The following is a 22,392-nucleotide window of genomic DNA, read 5'->3' on the forward strand; positions in this document are numbered from 1 at the left end:
CACATGGGACATAATATTAAACCAGGAGTAGCATTTGGGGAGCAAGTGCAAGAAATCTTTAAATACGCAAAAGAAAAAGGATTTGCTTTACCAGCAGTAAACGTAACTAGTTCAAGTACTATTAATGCTGTATTAGAAACTGCTGCTAAATTAAATTCACCTGTAATTGTTCAGTTTTCTAATGGAGGTGCGGCTTTTATGGCTGGAAAAGGTTTGTCAAATGACAACCAAAAAGCAGCAATATTAGGAGCAATCGCAGGAGCAAAATTAGTTCACACTTTAGCTGAAGCTTACGGTGTTCCGGTAATATTACATACGGACCACTGTGCAAAAAAATTATTACCTTGGATAGATGGCTTATTAGATGCAGGTGAAGAACATATGAAACAATTTGGTAAACCATTGTTCAGCTCTCACATGATTGACCTATCTGAAGAATCGTTAGAAGAAAATATGACAATTTCTAAAAAATACCTTGAGCGCATGAGCAAATTAGGTATGACGTTAGAAATTGAATTAGGTATTACAGGAGGTGAAGAAGACGGAGTAGATAACTCAGGTGTAGATTCTTCTAAATTGTATACACAACCTGAAGAAGTTGCCTATGCTTATGAAGAGCTATCAAAAGTAAATCACCGCTTTACTATTGCAGCATCTTTTGGTAACGTACACGGTGTATACAAACCAGGAAACGTAAAACTAACTCCAATTATCTTAAAAAACTCTCAAGAATATGTATCTAAAAAATTCAATTTAGGACATAATGCTGTGGATTTTGTATTCCATGGTGGTTCTGGTTCTTCAGTTGAAGAAATCAGAGAGGCTATAGGATATGGAGTAATCAAAATGAATATAGATACTGATACTCAATTCGCTTATACTGAAGGTATCAGAGACTATATGACAGGAAAAATAGACTATTTAAAAACTCAAATAGGTAACCCAGAAGGATCAGATGTTCCTAATAAAAAGTACTACGATCCACGTGTATGGGTTAGACAAGGAGAATTAACTTTAATCGCTCGCTTAGAAAAAGCTTTTGAAGATTTAAACAACGTAAATACGTTATAATCTCTCCTTGCTTTCGAACTTAATATAAACAAAACAAACATTTTATGGCTTGGTTTAAAAGGAAAGAAAAAGGAATTCAGACTCCAACAGAAAACAAAAAAGATATTCCAAAAGGACTTTGGTACAAATCTCCTACAGGAAAAATAATTGATTCTGACGAACTTGCAGTTAACTTATGGGTGAGCCCTGAAGATGGATACCACGTTCGTATTGGTAGTAAAGAATATTTCGAAATTCTTTTTGACAACAACGACTACAAAGAAATAGCCAAAAGCCTTTCTTCAAAAGATATTTTAAAATTTGAAGACACAAAAAAATATGTAGATCGTTTAAAAGAAGCAATGAATAAAACACAGCTTAAAGATGCTGTTAGAGTTGCTGTCGGAGAATCAAAAGGAGAAAAATTAGTAGTTGCAGCAATGGATTTTGCTTTTATTGGAGGTTCTATGGGATCTGTAGTAGGAGAAAAAATAGCCAGAGGTATAGACTACTCATTAAAACACAATATTCCATTTTTAATGATTTCAAAATCAGGTGGAGCTCGTATGATGGAGGCTGGTTTTTCACTAATGCAAATGGCTAAAACATCAGCTAAACTTGCAAAATTAAGTGATGCAAAAATCCCTTATATATCATTGTGTACTGACCCTACTACAGGAGGAATATCAGCTTCTTTTGCTATGTTAGGTGATATCAACATTGCTGAACCAGGTGCATTAATTGGTTTTGCTGGTCCTCGTATCGTAAAAGATACTACAGGAAAGGATTTACCTGAAGGATTTCAAACTTCGGAATTCTTGTTAGAGCACGGTTTCTTAGATTTTATAGTTCACCGTCGAGATTTAAAGAAAAATGTAAATCTATATTTAGATCTGATACTAAATAGATCTGTGAGATAAAAAAAAGCATCCATATAATATGGATGCTTTTTTTTTACATTCCTGTTCTTATCGCTTCCACTGGATCTAACCTTGCAGCTGATCGAGCTGGTAAATACCCAGACAAAATACCTATCAAACCAGATAGGGATAATCCTATAGCTATGTTTGCAATACTAAGTGTTAGTACAAAGCTTGAAAAAGTAGTAACTAACAAGGCGATAATCCAAACCAAAAGTAGCCCGATAACTCCGCCTATTAATGCTAAAATAACGGCTTCAAATAAAAATTGTAATAAAATAGTTTTCTTCTTTGCTCCTATTGCTTTTTGTACTCCTATCAAATGCGTTCTCTCCTTCACAGAAACGAACATAATATTTGCAATACCAAAACCTCCAACTAAGAGTGAAAACCCACTAATAATCCACCCTACGACATTCATTCGCCCAATTATAGTATCGATAAAGTCAAGCATTCCCCCAAATACATTAACAAAGAAATTATCTTCCTCCCCAGCTTTCATTCCTCTAAACAATCGCAACTTAGAACGTATCTCGTCTTCAAACTCCTTAATCTCAACGCCTTTAAATGGTTTTAGTACGACCACAGGTGTAAAAGTTGAAACATTGTCTCCATACAATAAACGAACAACATTCACAGGAATATAAGCCCTATCGTCTAAACTCGAACCAAAAGTACTGGCTCCCTGTTTATCAATTGTTCCAATAACCCGAAAATTACGGCTATACAAGCGAATCGTTTTACCAATAGGATCAAGATCACCAAATAGTGTCTTAGCTACTTCTGCACCTAAAACCACCACGTAAGCTCCATTTGTAGCCTCTGATTCATTGAAAAACCTACCATTAGATATTTTTACATTATCCAGAAACTGCAAATCACTACCTCCAATCTGCATACTTACGTCATTGGCGTAATTAGCACCGTACTTAAGCATCTCACTTTTAGTAAAAATATTATAAGAAATATACTCTACCCCCTGCACATTACGCTTTAAAAAATCAAACTCCTCGTACTTCATTTTAGGGTATTGATCTATTTTCCACCTCGGAATATCTACAGGGCCAAAAGAATGATTAAAAACATAAATCATGTTCAAATCAAAACCACTCAATTCTTTCTTAATATTTTTGTCAAGGGAATCTACAGCAGCAAGTACAGCAATTATAGAAAAAATACCAACTGTGACTCCTAAAAGAGACAATACGGTTCTTAGCTTATTGGTTTTCAAAGCATTCACTGCAAATTGAAAACTACTCATTAGAAGTCTAAAATATAGAATCATGTTGGTTTTTATATACTACAAAAGTAAAGATGTAACAGCATTTATACTCTAAAGATAAAAAATAAAAAAAAACTTCTCAAATAATAGAAAACTTCAATTATATACTTTAGAATTATCATTACAATACTTACTTTTGCCGTTCATTAATAACACACAACAATGAACACAACTAAAAAAATCAATTCAGCACTAATTTCTGTGTTTGATAAAAATGGTCTTGAACCTATTGTAAGAGAATTACATAAAAACAACGTAGTAATTTACTCTACTGGGGGAACTGAAACTTTTATCAAAGACTTAGGAATACCAGTAGTAGCAGTAGAAGACATCACTTCGTTTCCTTCAATCTTAGGAGGTCGAGTAAAAACTTTACACCCAAAAATATTTGGAGGGATCTTAAATAGACAAGATCACGAAGGAGACGTTGCTCAGATGAAAGAATTTGATATTCCTCAAATTGATCTTGTAATTGTTGATTTATATCCTTTCGAAAAAACTGTTGCATCGGGTGCAAACGAAGCCGATATTATTGAAAAAATAGATATTGGAGGTATTTCGCTAATTAGAGCTGCTGCAAAAAACTTTAAAGACACTGTTATTGTTGCCTCAGTTAATGAGTACAATATCTTTTTGAATATGATCCAAGAAAATAATGGACAAACTTCTTTAGAGCAAAGAAGATATCTTGCAACTAAAGCATTTCACACCTCATCTCACTATGATAGTGCTATCTTTAACTATTTTAATGAGCAAGAATCTACATTAAAAATAAGTGTAGATAATGGAATAGAGCTGAGATATGGTGAAAATCCTCATCAAAAAGGACAGTTCTTCGGAGACTTCGATTCCCTATTCCAAAAGTTAAATGGAAAAGAACTTTCATACAACAACCTTCTCGATGTGGACGCAGCGGTTAACTTAATGAAGGAATTTCAAGGAGAGCAACCAACCTTTGCAATACTAAAACACAACAATGCTTGTGGAGTTGCACAAAGAAACACCATGAAAGAGGCCTATATTGATGCTTTAGCTGGAGATCCAACATCAGCTTTTGGAGGTGTGCTTATTGCAAATGGAAAAATAGATAAAGAAACTGCTGAAGAAATCAATCAACTTTTCTGCGAGGTAGTAATTGCACCATCTTACGAAAATGAAGCTATAGAAATCCTTAAAGAAAAGAAAAATAGAATTATCTTAGTAATAAATGAAGTGGAGTTACCGAAAAAACAAATTCGAACTTGTTTAAATGGTATCTTAGTTCAAGATAAAGATAATGTTACTGATACTAAAGAGCATTTAACTAACGTTACTAACTCAAAGCCTTCTGAACAAGAAATAGAAGACTTGTTATTTGCTTCAAAAATCTGTAAACACACAAAGTCAAACACAATTGTTATTGCTAAAAACAAACAATTATGTGCTTCTGGTACTGGTCAAACCTCAAGAGTTGATGCATTGCGTCAAGCAATTGAAAAAGCAAACTCTTTTAACTTTGACTTAAAAGGAGCAGTAATGGCAAGCGATGCATTCTTTCCTTTCCCTGATTGTGTAGAGATTGCAGATCACGCTGGTATTACATCTGTTATCCAACCAGGAGGCTCGATTAAAGATGAATTAAGTGTAAATTATTGTAATGAAAACAATATCGCGATGGTATTTACTGGAACGCGTCATTTTAAACATTAATTTATTACTTTTGTATAGCAAACAAAATTATTAACTCTAAAAGCCATTTAATTGTATGGGATTTTTTGATTTTATGACAGAGGATATCGCTATCGATTTAGGTACAGCGAACACTCTAATCATTCACGATGGGAAAGTTGTTGTTGACAACCCTTCTATTGTAGCTCGTGACAGAACAACGGGTAAAATAATTGCAGTAGGAAAAGAAGCGAGTTTAATGCAGGGGAAAACCCATGGAAATATCAAAACAATCCGCCCATTAAAAGACGGAGTTATTGCTGATTTTGACGCATCAGAAAAAATGATAAGCCTCTTTATCAAAAGCATTCCAGCATTAAGAAAAAAAATGTTTACACCGGCTTTACGCATGATTGTTTGTATTCCTTCAGGTATTACAGAAGTAGAGATGCGTGCGGTAAAAGAATCTTGTGAGCGAGTGAATGGTAAAGAGGTTTACCTTATACATGAACCTATGTCTGCCGCTATTGGTATTGGTGTAGATATTATGCAACCAAAAGGTAATATGATTGTTGATATAGGTGGAGGTACAACTGAGATTGCAGTTATTGCTCTTGGAGGTATTGTTTGCGATAAATCTGTAAAAATCGCAGGGGACGTATTCACAAACGATATTATCTATTATATGCGTACACAACACAACTTATTTGTTGGAGAAAGTACTGCAGAAAAAATTAAAATACAAATTGGAGCTGCTACTGAAGATTTAGAAACTCCTCCAGAAGATATGTTAGTACAAGGGCGTGATTTGTTAACTGGTAAACCAAAACAAGTTACTGTATCATACCGCGAAATTGCTAAAGCACTTGACAAATCTATTCAACGCGTTGAAGATGCTGTAATGGAAACATTATCACAAACACCACCAGAATTAGCTGCTGATATTTATAATACAGGAATCTATTTAGCAGGTGGAGGTTCAATGCTTAGAGGATTAGACAAGAGAATCTCTCAAAAAACAGACTTACCTGTTTATATTGCAGAAGATCCATTAAGAGCAGTTGTACGTGGTACTGGACTAGCTATCAAAAACATTGACAAATATAAAAGTGTACTTATCAAGTAAATAATATACTATGCAGCAAATATTTAACTTCTTTATAAAAAACAGTACTAAGCTACTGTTTTTGCTGCTTTTACTAATATCATTTGCTTTTATTATTAGAACACATACTTTTCATAGAAGTTCTTTTATCAGTTCAGCGAATGGAGTAACTGGCTATGTCTATGAAAATGTAAATGATTTAAAAGAATATATGCACCTAAAATCAGAGAATGACGCTCTGGTTTTAGAGAATGCATATTTAAAGACAATCGTTTACAACAATCTGACAGACAAAGACTCTTTAGAAATAGCCAAACTGCAGCCAAGCGAAACAGATGAATACTCTATTCTTGTCGCTAAGGTTATTCGAAATTCATTTAATACTAAAGAAAATTACCTAACAATCAAGGGAGGTTCTAAACAAGGAATCCAAAAAGATCTTGGGGTTATTAATAGCAACGGTGTTATAGGAATTATTGAAAAGTCATCTAATAATTATTCTACTGTACAAAGTATCTTAAACGTAAAATCAAAAATCAATGCTAAAATCAAAGGTTCTAATCATTTTGGAACTTTAGAATGGGATGGAAAAAATACAGGTTATGTGAATCTTACTGATATTCCAAGATTGGCCGAAATTTACAAAGGAGATACAATTGTTACAGGAGGTATCTCTAAAATATTCCCTGAAAACATACCGATTGGGGTTATTGAAAAAGCATATACAACTGCTAGTTCAAACTATTTTACCATATCAGTTAGATTATTCAATGATATGACTAATTTAGGGTATGTTTACATTATCAAAAACAACTACGTAGAAGAGATTAACACTTTAGAAGAGGGATTAGAAGATGAATAGTATTGTATTATCAAATATAGGCCGTTTTATAACTTTACTCTTAGTACAGGTTCTGATATTCAACAATATTGATTTGTTTGGATCTATCAACCCTTTCCCCTATATTTTATTTATCATTTTGTATCCTTCAAGTGGTAATAAAGCTTTATTATACTTAACGAGTTTCTTATTAGGGCTGGCTGTAGATATGTTTATCAACTCAGCTGGTATACACGCTGCAGCATCACTAATTCTTGCTTTTGCACGTCCAATGATATTGAAGTTCTCTTTTGGTATTAGTTATCAATATCACAACTTAAATATTCTAAAAAAAGTAACAAAAGACATCTTTAATTCATTAGAAGTATTCAGCTACATATCAATAAGCATATTAGTACACAATATTACTTTATTTGCATTGGAGCTATTTAGGTTTAGTTTTGTTTTAGAAATTCTTTCAAGAACAATAATCACAATGATAACTACTTTATTATGTAGTGTCCTAATCATCTATCTAATAAAGCCTTCTAAAAAATGAGAAAATTTCTTTTACCGCTAATAATTACAGTTGTTACTATCGTAATACTCTCTCGTTTATTTTATTTACAAATCATTGATGATACCTACATCAAAAAATCAGAGAACAACGCTCTGAAAATTGTATATGAATACCCTGAACGAGGATATATATTTGATAGAAATGGAAAACTATTAGTTGCCAATCAACCGTCATATGACATCATGGTAATACCGCGAGAGGTTACTAATATTGATACATTAGCCCTTTGTAAATTATTAGATGTAACTAAAGAAGAATTTGACTCAAAACTTAGCAAAGCTACTATTTATAGCCCAAGGCTACCTTCTATATTTCTACCTCAATTAAGCAAGGCAGAATATGCTGCGTTCCAAGAAAAAATTAGACACTTTAACGGATTCTATATTCAAAAGCGTTCTCTGAGAGATTATCAAGTAAATCACGGTGCTAATATATTTGGATACATTAGACAGGTTAATGACTTAAACATAAAATCAAACCCTTACTATAGACCTGGCGACCTCATTGGTATCCAAGGAGTCGAAGAACAATACGAAGAAGTCCTAAGAGGTTCTAAAGGGGTAAAGTATATCCAAAGAGATCGATTTAATCGAGAAATAGGTTCTTTTAAAAATGGAATCTATGACACTATTGCATTAAAAGGAGATGATATTACCCTTACCATTGATAGTGAATTACAAGCATATGGTGAGCTTTTAATGCAAAACAAAAGAGGCGGTATTGTTGCTATAGAACCAAAGTCTGGTGAGATATTAGCCCTTATCAATGCACCTACCTACGATCCAGGTCTATTAGTTGGCCGAGAAAGATCAAAGAATTATACCAAACTTTACAATGACTCATTAGCTAAACCACTGTATAATAGAGTTCTTTCTGGAGAATATTCTCCAGGATCTCCTTTTAAGATACTAACTGGTTTAATAGGCCTTCAAGAAGGAGTTATAAATCAACATACGACTTTTAGTTGCAGCAGAGGATTCTACTACGGTAAAGGTGCTTGGATGGGATGCCACGATAGTGGGAACTGGAACTTACACGTAGCTACAGCTAAATCGTGTAACACTTTCTTTGCCCAAACCTATAAGCGCATAATTGAAAAGTATAAAAAACCAGCTGATGGAATTAACGCTTGGAATAAGCATCTACAAAGTTTTGGGCTGGGTCAATTCTTAGGATACGACTTACCTGAAGGAAGAAAAGGTCACATTCCTGATTCAGACTATTACGATAGATGGTATCCAAATGGTGCATGGAAAAGTACAACAACCATATCCAATTCAATCGGACAGGGCGAAGTAATTATGACTCCTATGCAACTTGCTAATGTTGTAGCTGCTGTTGCCAATAAAGGTTACTACTATACACCTCACATCATTAAGGGGATCGAACACCATAAAATCGATAAAAAATTCGTTACAAAAAATCAAACAACAATTGATCCAAAACACTTTGAACCTGTTATCGAGGGAATGAATGAAGTGTTTAAAACAGGTACAGGACGATCTGTTGCAGTAGAACAACTTGATATGTGTGGTAAAACAGGAACAGTAGAAAACTTTACTCGTATTAACGGAAAACGCTACCAATTAACTGACCACTCTGTTTTCGTTGCCTTTGCTCCAAAAGATGATCCGAAAATAGCTATAGCCGTTTTTATTGAAAATGGATATTGGGGGTCAAGATGGGCTGCTCCTATTACCAGCTTAATGGTTCAAAAATATTTATTAAATGAGATTGTAAGAAAAGATTTAGAAACAAGAATGCTTGAAGGTAGTCTTCAATCTGAATACGACAAAGTATTACAACTATATAAACTTGCAGAAAAAAGTAAAAAATAATGAGAAGTGTTAGTGTACAAAAAAATATAGACTGGTTAACAGTACTCCTATATTTCTTATTAGTAATAGCAGGGTGGTTTACTATTTATTCAGCATCACTACCTGCCGAACCAACCTCTATGTTTGACCTTAATCAAATATATGGTCGTCAACTAATATTTATTATACTCACATTTCCTATTATCATTTTGATACTTTCCATAGATGCCAAATTCTATGAAAAATATGCATTAATATTTTACATCATTGGACTTCTGTCAATCATTGGGTTATTCTTCTTTGGTAAATCAGTAAAAGGGCAAACCAACTGGTATTCGATTGCAGGATTTGGTATTCAGCCTTCTGAATTTGTAAAGACCACGACTGCTTTGCTATTAGCTAAATACTTATCCGATAACCAAGGCCATTTAAACACTTTCAAAGAACAATTAGTCGCACTTACAATTATTGCTATTCCAACCTTGTTAATCCTAAAACACGATACAGGTAGTGCAATGTTATTTGCCTCACTAATTTTTGTGTTATATCGAGAGGGACTACCAAGTTGGTATCTATGGACAGGATTTATAACTGTCGTCCTATTCATTGCAGCCCTCGTAGTTAAACCTGCTATTATCATTGCTACAATAATTATTATAGCAAGTTTGCACTTCTATTTCAACAAGAGTATCAACCGAAACCCTTTTATATATATCATATTAGCTATTTTCACTTCAGGGTTTGTATTTTCTGTAGACTACGTATATGACAATGTACTTGAACCCCATCAAAAGGATCGTATCAACGTATTATTAGGCGAAAACGTAAACCTACAAGCCGAGGGTTACAACCTTAATCAATCTAAAATAGCAATCGGATCTGGAAACTGGACAGGAACAGGTTTCTTAGAAGGTACACAGACCAAAGGTGGATTTGTACCAGAACAGCATACAGATTATATCTTTACAACTGTAGGTGAAGAATGGGGTTTTGCAGGTGCATCGGTAGTGATAGTGTTATTTGTTTTTCTATTCTTTCGACTAATTTACTTAGCTGAAAATCAAAAAAAGAGATTCAATCGAGTTTACGGATACTGCGTTGTTAGTTTCCTTTTCATTCACTTTGCATTTAATATTACGATGCTAATTGGACTATTTCCTACCATTGGAGTACCACTTCCATTTTTTTCATATGGAGGTTCTAGTTTAATAGCCTTTACCCTATTACTATTTATTTTTCTAAAATTAGATGCCAATAAAATAAACGAATGGTAATTTGACAATTGCTATTCTATATTTGTAAACAAACAACCTCATAACACAAACAATTATTGAGGTAGCACCCTGTTTGACATATTTAATAATTTACACTCAAAAAACTAAGAGTTTATACTCCACTCCATTCCTTATTAAGTAGATTATAGGTAAATGGAGATTTTACCCTATTTTAAGCAACCTAAAGGAGTTAAAACAGCCTAAGCATAAACAATACCTTTGCGTAATAAAAAACGCTTAGACGGATTCATTTCGATGGTTACGCATACATTGGATGACCAAAGCTTTTGCCACTGATCCCCAACTTTTGTACTTGATCCAACTTTTTGCGTAGCCCCCAACTTTTGACACTTCTCTTTTGTTACTGATTCCCATCTTCACTATCAAGAAATACTAAAATAAAAAAGCCGATACATTACTGTATTGGCTTTCTGGTGGTGCCTCCAGGAATCGAACCAGGGACACAAGGATTTTCAGTCCTTTGCTCTACCAACTGAGCTAAGGCACCAGTTGCTTTTAAATAAGAAATTTTAGTGGTGCCTCCAGGAATCGAACCAGGGACACAAGGATTTTCAGTCCTTTGCTCTACCAACTGAGCTAAGGCACCCAATTTCTTATGTTTACTAAAAGGTAATTTAGTGGTGCCTCCAGGAATCGAACCAGGGACACAAGGATTTTCAGTCCTTTGCTCTACCAACTGAGCTAAGGCACCCAATTTCTTATGTTTACTAAAAGGTAATTTAGTGGTGCCTCCAGGAATCGAACCAGGGACACAAGGATTTTCAGTCCTTTGCTCTACCAACTGAGCTAAGGCACCTTTTTGCCTTTTAGTAATCGAGAATCTTGTTCTCTTAAGCGGTTGCAAATATAGAACAGATTTTATTACTTCCAAAACTTTTTATAAAAAAAATCATTCACTACCTTTGGCTTTTCTAAGAAAACTGAAATGATTTTAACCATCGACATTGGCAATACAAGAACCAAAATAGCTCACTTTGAAAACAATAGACTTGAAAACCTATTCACTTTTGAAGGTGAAAATTTTCTTGTTTTTTTTCAAAAAAAATTTACTCACCTACCAAAAAATACTCCGACAATACTATCATCAGTAGGAAAATTAGCAACAGGTGAATTAGATTGGCTTAGACAAAATACCAATTTAATGGTGATTAATCATCAATCTCCTTTGCCATTTATAAATAATTACACTACTCCAAACACATTAGGAATTGACAGGATTGTACTTTCTGCAGGAGCTTCTTTACTTTATCCAAATCAAGACAAGTTAGTCATTGACATAGGCACTTGCATTACATACGATTTTATTAATCACAAAAATGAATACACTGGGGGTGCAATATCTCCAGGTTTTTCACTTCGATATAAATCTCTAAACGATTACACAGCCAAACTTCCACTATTAAAGCTTGAAGATATAGATTATTTAATTGGCGACAGCACTAATAAAGCAATCCATTCAGGCGTTATTAATGGTATAGTTTCCGAAATAGATGGTATCATCAACCAATACAAAGAATTATACCCTTCTTTAACAATTATTTTAACAGGTGGTGACACACTTTTTTTGGCAAAAAGATTAAAAAATATAATATTTGCTAATTCAAACTTTTTATTAGAAAGTTTGAACGCCTTATATCAATACATAATTGAAAATGATAAAAAAAATTCTATTAGGCTTTAGCCTACTTCTTGGAACTGCAGCTATAGCTCAGCAAGGAACAGCTACTCCGTATTCATTCTACGGAATAGGAAATGTAAACTATAGTGGTACAAATGAGTATAGAGCTATGGGAGGTACTAGTGTTTATGCTGACAGTATCCACATTAACTTACAGAATCCTGCTTCTTATGGCAAATTAAAACACACTGCATTTTCAATTGGAGCAACAGCGAAGTTCTATGATTTTAAAGCAAATGGACAAACTGATGCAGTTAAAAGACAATCTGTCGATTATATTGCTATAGGATTACCAATTATTACTCAAAAATTAGGTGTGGTTTTCGGTTTACAACCTCAGTCAAATGTTGGTTATAAAATTACTGGTATTCACACAGACGAAAACAACAGAGTAACTACAAATTCATATAATGGTGACGGCGGTGTGAACAGAGTATTTGTTGGTGCTGGTTATGAAGTAATTCCTCACTTACACTTAGGTATTGATGCTGGTTACCACTTCGGAAATACAAGTAATGATATTGCTACTTGGATCAAGGACCGTGGAGATGGTATAGCATTAGCTACTCAGACAATCGAAAAGAGAAGAGTTGATTACAAAGGTTTTGCAATGAAACTATCAGCTCAATATGAAGGAAAGTTAAATGGGTATGATTGGCAAACAAATATTACCTACAGTCCAGAAACAAAATGGAATACTGATAACCTAACAAAGTTACAGACTTGGGATGTGTATAACCCAAATAGAATGATTGATCAGATTATCACAGTAGACTCTGATGAAAAAATTACTAATCCTCAACAATTAAGCTTAGGAGCAGGTATAGGTAAACAGTTCAAATGGTTTATTGGAGGTCAGTTTACTTATATTGAAAACAGCAAACTTGCTACAAGTACTAATGTATCCCCAATCTCAGCCTTTGAAAATACAAAAAGATATTCTATCGGAGGTTTTTACATTCCAAAACACAACTCTTTTACAAGTTACTTTAACAAAGTTGTATATAGAGCAGGTTTTAGATATGAAAATACTGGTTTAGTGCTAAATAATCAATCAATCAATGATTATGCCGTATCAGCTGGTGTTGGACTACCATTACCAGGTAGATCACTTACAAATCTAAATATCGGATTTGAATATGGATCGAGAGGAAAAGACAGTCATGGTTTAATCAAAGAAAACTACTTTAGCATAAATGTAGGGTTCTCATTAAATGACATTTGGTTTAAACGAAGAAGATTCGAATAGTAATATTGGATGGCTCAAATAATAAAAAATATAGTCACTACCGTATCCCTACTTGCGATAGTTTTTGCATTGACATCGTGTGAAGATAATTTCAAGAATATACAATCCCTAAACAGAACTTCTTTTTTCCCTGGAGGAGAAGGAGAGAATATCTATCTTCAATATGTAGATTCTGGAAGGGTAAAAGCTATATTGGTAAGTGACAAAATGTTAGATTACTCTAATGTAGCAAATCAGTTTACTGAATTTCCAGAAGGCGTTCATGTTACGTTTATTGACAAAAACGATCAAAAAACAACAGTAGTAGCTGACTATGCAATTAGCTATTCAAAGACTGAGCTAATAGACCTACAAGGAAATGTAGTCATTACTACTCAAGATGGTAAAAAACTTGAATCTGATCAATTATACTATGATCAAAAGAATGATTGGTTATATACGGAAGGCAAGTATAAGGCATCAACAGATAAAGACAACTTTACCACAGGAGTAGGAATAGATTTCGACAGTAAACTAAGCGTAATAAAAGCACAAAACAGTTATGCTGAAAGCATCAAACAAGAAAAATAAATGAAAGTATTAAGAATTATCCCCTATTTCTACCTTTTTATCGCTATATTGTTTGTCTACGACGTAGTAGATAAGTTCATTAAAGGCGAAGGTATCTTTTGGTTAGGTATTGCTATAGCAGCTGTAGCTGTTTTTATGTTCTTTTTTCGAAAAAAATCAGTTACGAGAATGGAAGGTTACGAACAAACTAAAAATAACAATACAAAAAGTACTACTAAGAAGTAGTACTTTTTACTTATAAATTATAAGTAAAAAGACGAAAATAAAATCAAAAAAAACAAAAAGGCGAAAAGTTTTATAAAATTCAAACTAATTAATTAAAAAAAAACAATCAATAATACTAAAATAATAAGAGTACCTCTTTTATTATTAATAAGATAATTGTATTTTCGCTCACTGAAAAAATTACACATAATAGAAAAGCATGGCAGTTTTATCAAAAATTAGACAAAGATCTGCGCTGTTAATTGCAGGAATTGGAATTGCATTATTAGCATTTATCGTTGGTGATGTGGTTAGAGGAACTGGTGCAGGAGCGCCACCTCGTAACGTAGGAAAAATTAATGGTCACGAAATTAATACAAGAGAGTTTTCTCAACGTGTCGCACAGTTAGAGCAACAACAACAGATTTCAAATAGCCAAGCTATCGAAACTATTTGGAACGAGCAAGTGAGTACTATCCTTCTAAATGAGGAGATAGAGAAACTTGGTTTGCGCATTGGGAAAGAGCAATTGGTAAACGTTGCCAAAAGTCACCCAGTATTTGCAAACAACCCAGAGTTTCTCGACGAAGCTGGACAATTCAACACTCAAAAATTTAACGAGTTTATCCTGTCTTTCAAAAGCGGTGGTCCAGAAATGTGGAATCAATGGCTTGCCTTTGAAAAAGATTTAGAAAGATTTGGTTTACAACAAATGTACTTTGCACTTATTCAAGGTGGTCTATATACAACAGACCTTGATGCTAAGTTTGCTTATAAAACAGATAATAGCAAAGTATCTTTCGATTATGTTACTATTGCATACTCTACAATTAACAACGAAGAAGCTTCTGTAAGTGATGCTGAGATATTGGACTATATGAAAAAACACGAAAACAGATTCAAATCTGAACCTACTCGTGTAATTGAATATGCTTTCGTTCCGAGCTTACCATCAAACAAAGATAAAGAAGAAGTTAAAGAGGTTATTGAAGGTTTCTTAAAACCAAGTATTCAATACAACGCTGAAACAAACAAAAATGATACAATTGCTGGATTTAGAACGGTAAAAAATGTTGAAGCATTTGTTATCGCTAATTCAGATTTACCATATGATTCACTTTATTATGCTAAAAAGGATTTGCCTTTAGAGTTCCAAGAAGAATTATTCAACCTTGAACCTAATAAAGTATTTGGTCCTTATATCTTAGGTGATTACTACTATTTAACAAGATTAGTAGATAAAAAACCTGGAGCTTCAGTTGATGCTGCTCATATCTTAATCACATATGAAGGAGCTCAAATGGCAAACACTACAAGAACAAAAGAAGCAGCTAAAGCAAAAGCTGAAGAAATCTTAGCTAAAGTACAAGCAGATTCATCTTCATTTGCAACTCTTGCAGCATTAGAGTCAGAGGATACTGGATCAAAAGCAAAAGGTGGTAAATACGAAGGTATTTCAAAAGGTACAATGGTTAAAGGTTTTGAAGATTTCATCTTTAATAACCCTACAGGTAAAATGGGAATTGCTGAAACTGAATATGGTTTCCACGTAATTCAGGTGTTGGACAAAAAAGAAGGAGTGAAATTAGCAAATATTGCTAGAAAAATTGAAGTATCTGATGCTACTGCTGATGAAGTATTCAGCAAAGCCACATCATTAGAACAAGCTGCTGCTACGGGTGATTTTATCGCTAAAGCAAAAGAAATGAACTTAGATACACAAACAAAAGTAACTTTACATCCTTTCCAAGATCAATTACCTGGTATAGGTCAACAACGTGCTATTGGAACTTGGGCTTTCAACAAAAACACAAAAGAAGGAGATATCAAGCGTTTTGATAATGCTGATGGTCATATCATTGCCAAAGTTACTACAACTAACAACACAGGTTTAGCTTCTGTTTCTGAAGCGAGATTGGCTGTAGAACCTATCTTAATGAACGAGAAAAAAGCTAAAATCATTAGAGCTAAAATGACAGGAGCTACTTTAGAAGAAGTATCTAAAAGTTCAAATGCATCTATAGCTTCTACAACTGATGTAACGATTAAAGCACCTTTAATTCCTATGTCAGGTTATGAACCACAAGTTGTTGGAACTGCTTTTGCTACTGAAGTAAATACAAACTCTAAACTTATCGATGGAGCACGTGGAGTATACATGATTAAAACGACAAGTGTTACTAATGCACCAGACATCAATGTTAATTCGTATAAGTCAAGAATAGAATATACTGATCGTAGTCAAGTTCAAGGTAGAACAATGAATGTACTTAAAGACAGAGCTAAGATTGAAGATAACAGAATCGCTGTTTACCAATAATCTTAAAAACATATATCCATAAAAAGGTCATCTGATTTTCAGATGACCTTTTTTTATAGCATTACATCAAAGTAATAAAAATAGCTTATTTTTGTTCTTCAAATTAAAAACTAAACTTATGAAGGCATATGTATTTCCTGGACAAGGAGCTCAATTTACAGGAATGGGTAAAGATTTATACGAAAACTCAGACCTTGCAAAAGAAATGTTTGAGAAAGCGAATGAAATCCTTGGTTTCAGAATTACAGATATCATGTTTGAAGGAACTGCAGACCAATTAAAAGAAACAAAAGTAACTCAACCAGCAGTATTCTTACATTCTGTTATTTTAGCTAAAACAATAGGGGATTTTAAACCAGAGATGGTAGCTGGTCACTCTTTAGGAGAATTTTCAGCATTAGTTGCAAATGGTACATTAGCTTTTGAAGATGCTTTAAAATTAGTTTCACAGCGTGCTATGGCAATGCAAAAAGCATGTGAGATAAAACCGTCAACTATGGCTGCTGTTTTAGGTCTTGAAGATGCAATCGTTGAACAAGTATGCAACCAAATTGACGGAGTTGTTGTAGCAGCAAACTACAATTGTCCAGGCCAATTAGTGATTTCTGGTGAAACATCAGCTGTAGAGAAAGCTTGTGAAGCACTAAAAGAAGCTGGGGCAAAAAGAGCATTACTATTACCTGTTGGAGGAGCATTCCACTCACCTATGATGGAGCCTGCAAGAGAAGAATTAGCAGCAGCTATCGAAGCTACTACTTTCAATCAGCCAATTTGCCCAGTATACCAAAATGTTACTGCAAGTGCTGTAAGCAACCCTGAAGAGATTAAAAAGAACTTAATCGTTCAATTAACAGCACCTGTAAGATGGACACAATCTGTACAACAAATGATTGCTGATGGAGCTACATCTTTTACTGAAGTAGGCCCAGGAAAAGTATTAGTGGGATTAATCAAAAAAATCGACAAAGATGCAGACACACACTCTGCATAACTTACTAAAAACAATAATATAAATCAATCCTTGGCTTTAGGCCAAGGATTTTCTATTTCATTAAATTTTGGAAAAACTCTCTTTACAAGAATGGATACTAATCCTAACACTTGTTAGCTTAACTGCATTAGGTCCATTAGCTATCGATATGTATTTACCTGCATTCCCAAAGATTGCAAATGATTTAAGTACCGAAATAAATAGAGTACAGATATCACTATCCACCTTTTTAGGAGGGTTAGCTATTGGTCAACTCTTTTGGGGACCAATTTCTGATAAGTACGGTAGTAAAAGACCTATTCAAATCTCCTTATCAATTTTTATCATCTCCTCTTTAGCTTGTATCTATGTTCAAGAAATAGAGATGATGTGGATTTATCGATTCTTGCAAGCATTTGGCAGTAGTGGAGGTGTTGTAATTGCAAGAGCAATAGTGAATAAGCGATTTGATAAAGATCAAACTCTAAAAATATTCAGTATTCTTGCTTTAATTGGAGGAATAGCTCCCATTATTGCACCTGTATTAGGTAATGTAATACTAAAGTACTTTGATTGGCAACATGTCTTTACAGCAATGGCACTTTTTGCTACATTAAGTATCTTTATGACTTCTTCCTTTCTAAGGGAAGATAGTACACAGCGAGTACCTTCTTTAAAGGTTAAATCAATCTTGAAAAACTATGGAAGGTTGTTTGAAAACAAAACTTTCATAACCTACACCATTATTGGCAGTATAGCCTATAGTTGCTTAATGCTATACATTTCCAATTCACCTGTTTTGGTAATGGAATCTGGTGGGCTGAGCAGTACCACTTTTAGCTTTATTTTTATGATTAATTCTTGCGGTTTGATGCTTGGATCATTCTTAACCTCCTCTATTTTGAGAAAGAGATTAGACCCCAAGGACATTATAAGACTTGGTACCAGTATACAGATTATCTCTGCAGGGCTGTTGTGGTTATTTATAGAAATAAATGTTAGCATCTATATTCAACTAATTCCTCTATTCACTTTTGTTCTGCCATTAGGAATGATTTTCCCAACGACAACTACTTTAGCATTGGCACCATTCAAATTAGAATCTGGGACAGCATCTGCGCTCTTTGGAGCATCTCAATTAGCTTTTACATTTCTAACATCATTGCTTTTAAACAGTTTAAATGACGGAGCGATGAACATAGTTGCAATATCGCTAATGTTATGCGGATTAGTTTCATTTACAGTCAATCAAATTACTTACCCAAAAAATGAAAGAAAGCTCGCAAATAACAATAAATAAAAAAAGACTACCAGTAAAATGGTAGTCTTTTCAATTTAAAATCATTTAAAACCTTATCCTAAGAAAGCTTTTATTTCGTCTGTTATGAATTTTATTTGATCTTCCTCAAGTTCAGAGTGCATAGGTAAAGAAAGTACTTCTTTCACCAATTGATTAGTAACAGGGAAGTCAGCTTCATTATAACGTGGGTCTAAATAAGCTTTCTGACTGTGTAATGGTATTGGATAGTAAATAGCACAAGGAATATCTTTAGACTGCAAATGAGCCATCAAGGCATTTCTATCAGCATTTACAATGCGTAGTGTATATTGATGAAACACATGAGCATCTTCTCCTCCATCAACTTTAGGAGTAATCACATTTGGATGATTAGCTAAAGCGGCAGAATATTGTTGAGCAGCTTTACGTCTTGCTGCATTATATGTATCTAATTTTGGCAATTTAGCATTTAATACTGCTGCTTGCATACTATCTAATCGAGAGTTTACTCCAATTACATCATGGTGATAGCGTTCGTACATTCCGTGATTAACTATTCCTCTCAATACGTGAGCTAATTCATCATCATTTGTGAAAATAGCACCACCATCCCCATAACATCCTAAGTTCTTAGATGGGAAAAATGACGTAGCACCTACATGTCCAATTGTACCAGTTTTAGCTTGTGTACCATCGCTATAAGTATAAGTAGCTCCAATTCCTTGAGCATTGTCCTCAATTACATACAAATTATGCTCTTTAGCTACCTTCATGATTTCCTCCATATTAGCTACCTGTCCAAATAAATGAACGGGAACAATTGCTTTTGTTTTTGGAGTAATTGCTTTCTTTAAAGCATCAATTGATATATTAAATGTCTCTGGACAAACATCCACAAGCACAGGTGTCAATTGTAGTAAACCAATCACTTCTACTGTAGCTGCAAATGTAAAATCTGCTGTTATCACCTCATCTCCAGGTTTTAAACCTAAGCCCATCATAGCGATTTGTAAAGCATCTGTACCATTTGCACAAGGAATCACGTGTTTTACACCTAAGTATTTCTCTAAACTTGCTTGAAAAGAGTGTACTTGAGGTCCGTTTATAAATGCTGAAGATTCTAAAATCTCTTGTAAAGATTTATTTACTTCCTCTTTAATTCCTTCATATTGACTTTTCAAGTCAACCATTTGAATTTTTTTCATCCTAATATTCTTTAGTATCTTATATTCTTTATCAATGCGCAACAATTATACAGCAATGATTTAGAAGACTTATTCCAGATATATTTGCACTTACAAAAGTAATAAATTCTTATGTTCGAAGTCCAATCTTTCTCAAAAGAAACGTAATTTCGCTACATAAAGATATTTCTATGTTTTATTTATACAATTTACTGACCTATTGCGCTATTTTTATCTTGCATATTGTAGCTCTATTCAACAAAAAGATAAAACTCTTTGTACAGGGTAGAAAAACATCTTTTATCACATTGAAGGACAAAATTGGAAAAAATGATAAAGTATTTTGGATACACGTTGCCTCATTAGGAGAATATGAACAGGGATTACCTGTCATGGAGAAATTAAAGATAGCGTATCCTGATTACAAGATTGTATTAACTTTCTTTTCTCCATCCGGTTTTGAAGTAAAGAAAAACAATACTATTGCAGATGTTACAGTCTATTTGCCTATGGATACTATCCACAACACAACAAAGTTCTTAGATATTACACATCCAGAAAAGGCCTTTTTTGTAAAGTACGAGTATTGGCCAAACTACTTACATCAACTACACAAAAGAAATATTAATACTTACCTCATCTCGGGAATATTTAGACAAGATCAAGTGTTTTTTAAGTGGTATGGAGGGTTCTATCGCAAAGCTCTTAAAGCATTCACTTATTTCTTTGTTCAAAATAGCACTTCGCAACGTCTACTTAATCAATTGCATTTCCAAAACATCGAAATCGTTGGGGATACGAGATTTGACAGAGTTTCACAAATCTTAGACAATTGCAATACTCTCGATTTCTTAGATCAGTTTACCAATGACAAGAACAGTAAAACTGTGGTAGTGGGAAGTTCTTGGCCAGAAGACGAAAAACTCATTTGCGATTATATTAATAATAACGAAGATCCAAATACAAAATTCATATTTGCACCTCATAATATCAAACAAGAGCAAATCAATAATCTCATAAAATCCATTAACAAACCACTTGTTTTACACTCTGAGCACAAAGGTAAAATACTCAGTCAGTACACCGTCTATATAATTGATGCCTATAGTCTGCTTACTAAAGCATACAGCTATGCAGATATTGCCTATGTTGGTGGAGGTTTTGGAGCGGGGATACACAATATATTAGAAGCTGCTACCTTTGGAGTGCCAGTTGTTATAGGTCCAAAATACAATAAGTTTCAAGAAGCAAAAGATTTGATAGCTTTAGGGGGATGCAAGGTCATTCACAATCAGAACGAACTAAATAATACATTTAACGATCTGCTACAAGATGAAGATCAAAGAGCTAAAATTGGTCAAATATCCAGTCAATTTATTCTAAAAAATAAAAATGCCACGGATAAAATACTACAACATATCCTATAATTAAAAAGGTAAACAGATTGAATCTGTTTACCTTTTTTATATGAATTAATAATTATACTGTAACTGAAGACCTCCTTTATTTAGAAGTCAACACGATCGGGATGCAATCCCGAACCACCAATATAGGACATTTTATCAATTAACACAACATCTTTGCTGTCAATTTCAAAATGATACAAATCTAAATTCTCTTTTATTCGATGAGAAGTAACTGATTTTGGCAAAGGTAAATGCCCTTTTTGTAATATCCATCGCAAACATAATTGCGGAACAGTTACATGGTACTTTAAAGCAAGTGACTGCAATAATTCACTATCCAAAACATTCCCTCTACCGATTGGGCTCCATGCTTCAATGAGTATACCGCTTTTTGCACAAAAAGAAACAACCTCTTCTTGCATAAAACCGGGATGAAACTCTATTTGATTGACCATCGGCTTTATCTCTGCTACATCAAGCAGAGCTTGCAAGTGATGTTCATGAAAATTACATACACCGATAGCGCGAACTTTACCCTCTTTGTAAAGCTTCTCAAGTGCTCTCCAAGTATCAGCATTAACTTCTTTCCAATCTGCAAACTGATTACTCGATGCTGGCCAATGAATTAAATATAAATCGATATACGCTAATTGTAAATTATCCAATGAATGCTGAAAAGCTTTTAATGTACGATCGTATCCCCTATGCTCATTCCATAACTTTGTCGTTACAAAAATTTCTTCGCGCTTGACATTCGATAATTGAATGGCCTTACCGATACTAACTTCGTTCTTATAGAAATATGCTGTATCAATATGTCTATATCCTACTTCTAAGGCTTGTAGAACAGCATTTACTGCTTGTTCTCCTTCAGCCGCTTTCCAAGTTCCAAATCCTACAGAAGGAATTTTGACTCCATTACTTAATGTATATGTATCCATTTTAGTTTGCGATTTATATTAGTGATAGCAACGTGCGCTAACCTTTCATTCAAAAATAACCTATACAGCTCAAAA

At 33.9% G+C, this 22,392-nt stretch carries 19 protein-coding genes and 4 tRNA genes; 16 read left to right on the top strand and 7 right to left on the bottom strand.

Going from position 1 to position 22,392, the window contains the following annotated elements; genetic code table 11:
• Window positions 1–3: 3 nt before the first annotated feature.
• On the top strand, window positions 4–1,071 hold the full coding sequence (gene fbaA, locus GJV76_RS02875; RefSeq protein WP_155091140.1) for a class II fructose-bisphosphate aldolase: 1,068 nt from the start codon (window positions 4–6) through the stop codon (window positions 1,069–1,071).
• A 44-nt stretch (window positions 1,072–1,115) separates the two neighbouring features.
• Entirely contained in the window at window positions 1,116–1,970 is an 855-nt protein-coding gene (accD, locus tag GJV76_RS02880) for an acetyl-CoA carboxylase, carboxyltransferase subunit beta (protein ID WP_155091141.1), read from the top strand.
• A gap of 34 nt (window positions 1,971–2,004) precedes the next feature.
• On the opposite strand, the gene GJV76_RS02885 is transcribed toward accD, so the two are convergent.
• Entirely contained in the window at window positions 2,005–3,255 is a 1,251-nt protein-coding gene (locus GJV76_RS02885) for an ABC transporter permease (RefSeq protein ID WP_155091142.1), read from the bottom strand.
• A 159-nt stretch (window positions 3,256–3,414) separates the two neighbouring features.
• Between GJV76_RS02885 and purH the strand changes: the two genes are divergently transcribed.
• The 6 genes from purH to rodA are packed head-to-tail and all read left to right on the top strand — an operon-like array spanning window position 3,415 to window position 10,495.
• The gene (purH, locus tag GJV76_RS02890; RefSeq protein ID WP_155091143.1) at window positions 3,415–4,941 is read left to right on the top strand and encodes a bifunctional phosphoribosylaminoimidazolecarboxamide formyltransferase/IMP cyclohydrolase; all 1,527 of its coding nucleotides are present in this window, start codon (window positions 3,415–3,417) and stop codon (window positions 4,939–4,941) included.
• Between the two features lie 55 nt (window positions 4,942–4,996).
• Complete coding sequence (locus GJV76_RS02895) at window positions 4,997–6,025, top strand: rod shape-determining protein (protein WP_155091144.1); 1,029 nt, start codon at window positions 4,997–4,999, stop codon at window positions 6,023–6,025.
• A gap of 10 nt (window positions 6,026–6,035) precedes the next feature.
• Window positions 6,036–6,866 carry a rod shape-determining protein MreC gene (gene mreC, locus GJV76_RS02900; RefSeq protein WP_155091145.1) on the top strand — a complete coding sequence of 277 codons (831 nt, stop codon included), beginning with the start codon at window positions 6,036–6,038 and terminating at the stop codon, window positions 6,864–6,866.
• On the top strand, window positions 6,859–7,383 hold the full coding sequence (locus GJV76_RS02905; protein WP_155091146.1) for a rod shape-determining protein MreD: 525 nt from the start codon (window positions 6,859–6,861) through the stop codon (window positions 7,381–7,383). The genes mreC and GJV76_RS02905 overlap by 8 nt, the downstream gene beginning before the upstream one ends.
• On the top strand, window positions 7,380–9,242 hold the full coding sequence (gene mrdA / locus GJV76_RS02910) for a penicillin-binding protein 2 (protein ID WP_155091147.1): 1,863 nt from the start codon (window positions 7,380–7,382) through the stop codon (window positions 9,240–9,242). Before GJV76_RS02905 ends, mrdA begins: the two co-directional genes overlap by 4 nt.
• Window positions 9,242–10,495 carry a rod shape-determining protein RodA gene (gene rodA / locus GJV76_RS02915; protein ID WP_155091148.1) on the top strand — a complete coding sequence of 418 codons (1,254 nt, stop codon included), beginning with the start codon at window positions 9,242–9,244 and terminating at the stop codon, window positions 10,493–10,495. Before mrdA ends, rodA begins: the two co-directional genes overlap by 1 nt.
• Window positions 10,496–10,927: 432 nt before the next feature.
• Here rodA and GJV76_RS02920 read toward each other — a convergent pair.
• From GJV76_RS02920 to GJV76_RS02935, 4 genes are all read right to left on the bottom strand, one after another.
• Window positions 10,928–11,003 (bottom strand) — tRNA-Phe (locus tag GJV76_RS02920).
• 26 nt (window positions 11,004–11,029) lie between these two features.
• Window positions 11,030–11,102: transfer RNA gene (locus GJV76_RS02925), tRNA-Phe, on the bottom strand.
• A gap of 32 nt (window positions 11,103–11,134) precedes the next feature.
• A tRNA-Phe gene (locus GJV76_RS02930) sits at window positions 11,135–11,207 on the bottom strand.
• Window positions 11,208–11,239: 32 nt separating this feature from the next.
• Window positions 11,240–11,312: transfer RNA gene (locus tag GJV76_RS02935), tRNA-Phe, on the bottom strand.
• Window positions 11,313–11,441: 129 nt separating this feature from the next.
• On the opposite strand from GJV76_RS02935, the gene GJV76_RS02940 reads away from it, so the two are divergent.
• The 7 genes from GJV76_RS02940 (at window position 11,442) to GJV76_RS02970 (ending at window position 18,807) form a co-directional block, all read left to right on the top strand.
• Complete coding sequence (locus GJV76_RS02940; protein ID WP_155091149.1) at window positions 11,442–12,197, top strand: type III pantothenate kinase; 756 nt, start codon at window positions 11,442–11,444, stop codon at window positions 12,195–12,197.
• Window positions 12,169–13,443, top strand: coding sequence for a hypothetical protein (locus GJV76_RS02945; protein ID WP_155091150.1), 1,275 nt, complete (start codon window positions 12,169–12,171; stop codon window positions 13,441–13,443). The genes GJV76_RS02940 and GJV76_RS02945 overlap by 29 nt, the downstream gene beginning before the upstream one ends.
• Before the next feature lie 9 nt (window positions 13,444–13,452).
• A complete protein-coding gene (gene lptC, locus GJV76_RS02950) occupies window positions 13,453–14,013 on the top strand; it encodes an LPS export ABC transporter periplasmic protein LptC (protein ID WP_155091151.1) in 561 nt (186 codons plus the stop codon).
• Window positions 14,014–14,238: a hypothetical protein gene (locus tag GJV76_RS02955; RefSeq protein WP_155091152.1), complete on the top strand. Its 225-nt coding sequence runs from the start codon at window positions 14,014–14,016 to the stop codon at window positions 14,236–14,238.
• 199 nt (window positions 14,239–14,437) lie between these two features.
• Window positions 14,438–16,537 carry a peptidylprolyl isomerase gene (locus GJV76_RS02960; protein WP_155091153.1) on the top strand — a complete coding sequence of 700 codons (2,100 nt, stop codon included), beginning with the start codon at window positions 14,438–14,440 and terminating at the stop codon, window positions 16,535–16,537.
• A 118-nt stretch (window positions 16,538–16,655) separates the two neighbouring features.
• A complete protein-coding gene (gene fabD, locus GJV76_RS02965) occupies window positions 16,656–17,528 on the top strand; it encodes an ACP S-malonyltransferase (RefSeq protein ID WP_155091154.1) in 873 nt (290 codons plus the stop codon).
• Window positions 17,529–17,595: 67 nt separating this feature from the next.
• Entirely contained in the window at window positions 17,596–18,807 is a 1,212-nt protein-coding gene (locus GJV76_RS02970) for a multidrug effflux MFS transporter (RefSeq protein WP_155091155.1), read from the top strand.
• Window positions 18,808–18,860: 53 nt separating this feature from the next.
• On the opposite strand, the gene GJV76_RS02975 is transcribed toward GJV76_RS02970, so the two are convergent.
• Entirely contained in the window at window positions 18,861–19,991 is a 1,131-nt protein-coding gene (locus GJV76_RS02975) for a DegT/DnrJ/EryC1/StrS family aminotransferase (RefSeq protein ID WP_155091156.1), read from the bottom strand.
• A gap of 170 nt (window positions 19,992–20,161) precedes the next feature.
• Between GJV76_RS02975 and GJV76_RS02980 the strand changes: the two genes are divergently transcribed.
• Window positions 20,162–21,397: a 3-deoxy-D-manno-octulosonic acid transferase gene (locus GJV76_RS02980; RefSeq protein WP_155091157.1), complete on the top strand. Its 1,236-nt coding sequence runs from the start codon at window positions 20,162–20,164 to the stop codon at window positions 21,395–21,397.
• Window positions 21,398–21,477: 80 nt separating this feature from the next.
• Here the strand turns inward: GJV76_RS02980 and GJV76_RS02985 are convergent, their stop codons facing one another.
• Window positions 21,478–22,317 (bottom strand): aldo/keto reductase, encoded by an 840-nt coding sequence (locus GJV76_RS02985; protein WP_155091158.1) that lies wholly within the window; start codon window positions 22,315–22,317, stop codon window positions 21,478–21,480.
• Between the last annotated feature and the right edge of the window lie 75 nt (window positions 22,318–22,392).

It is taken from the genome of Myroides albus, from assembly GCF_009711045.1.
GTDB lineage: Bacteria > Bacteroidota > Bacteroidia > Flavobacteriales > Flavobacteriaceae > Flavobacterium > Flavobacterium album_A.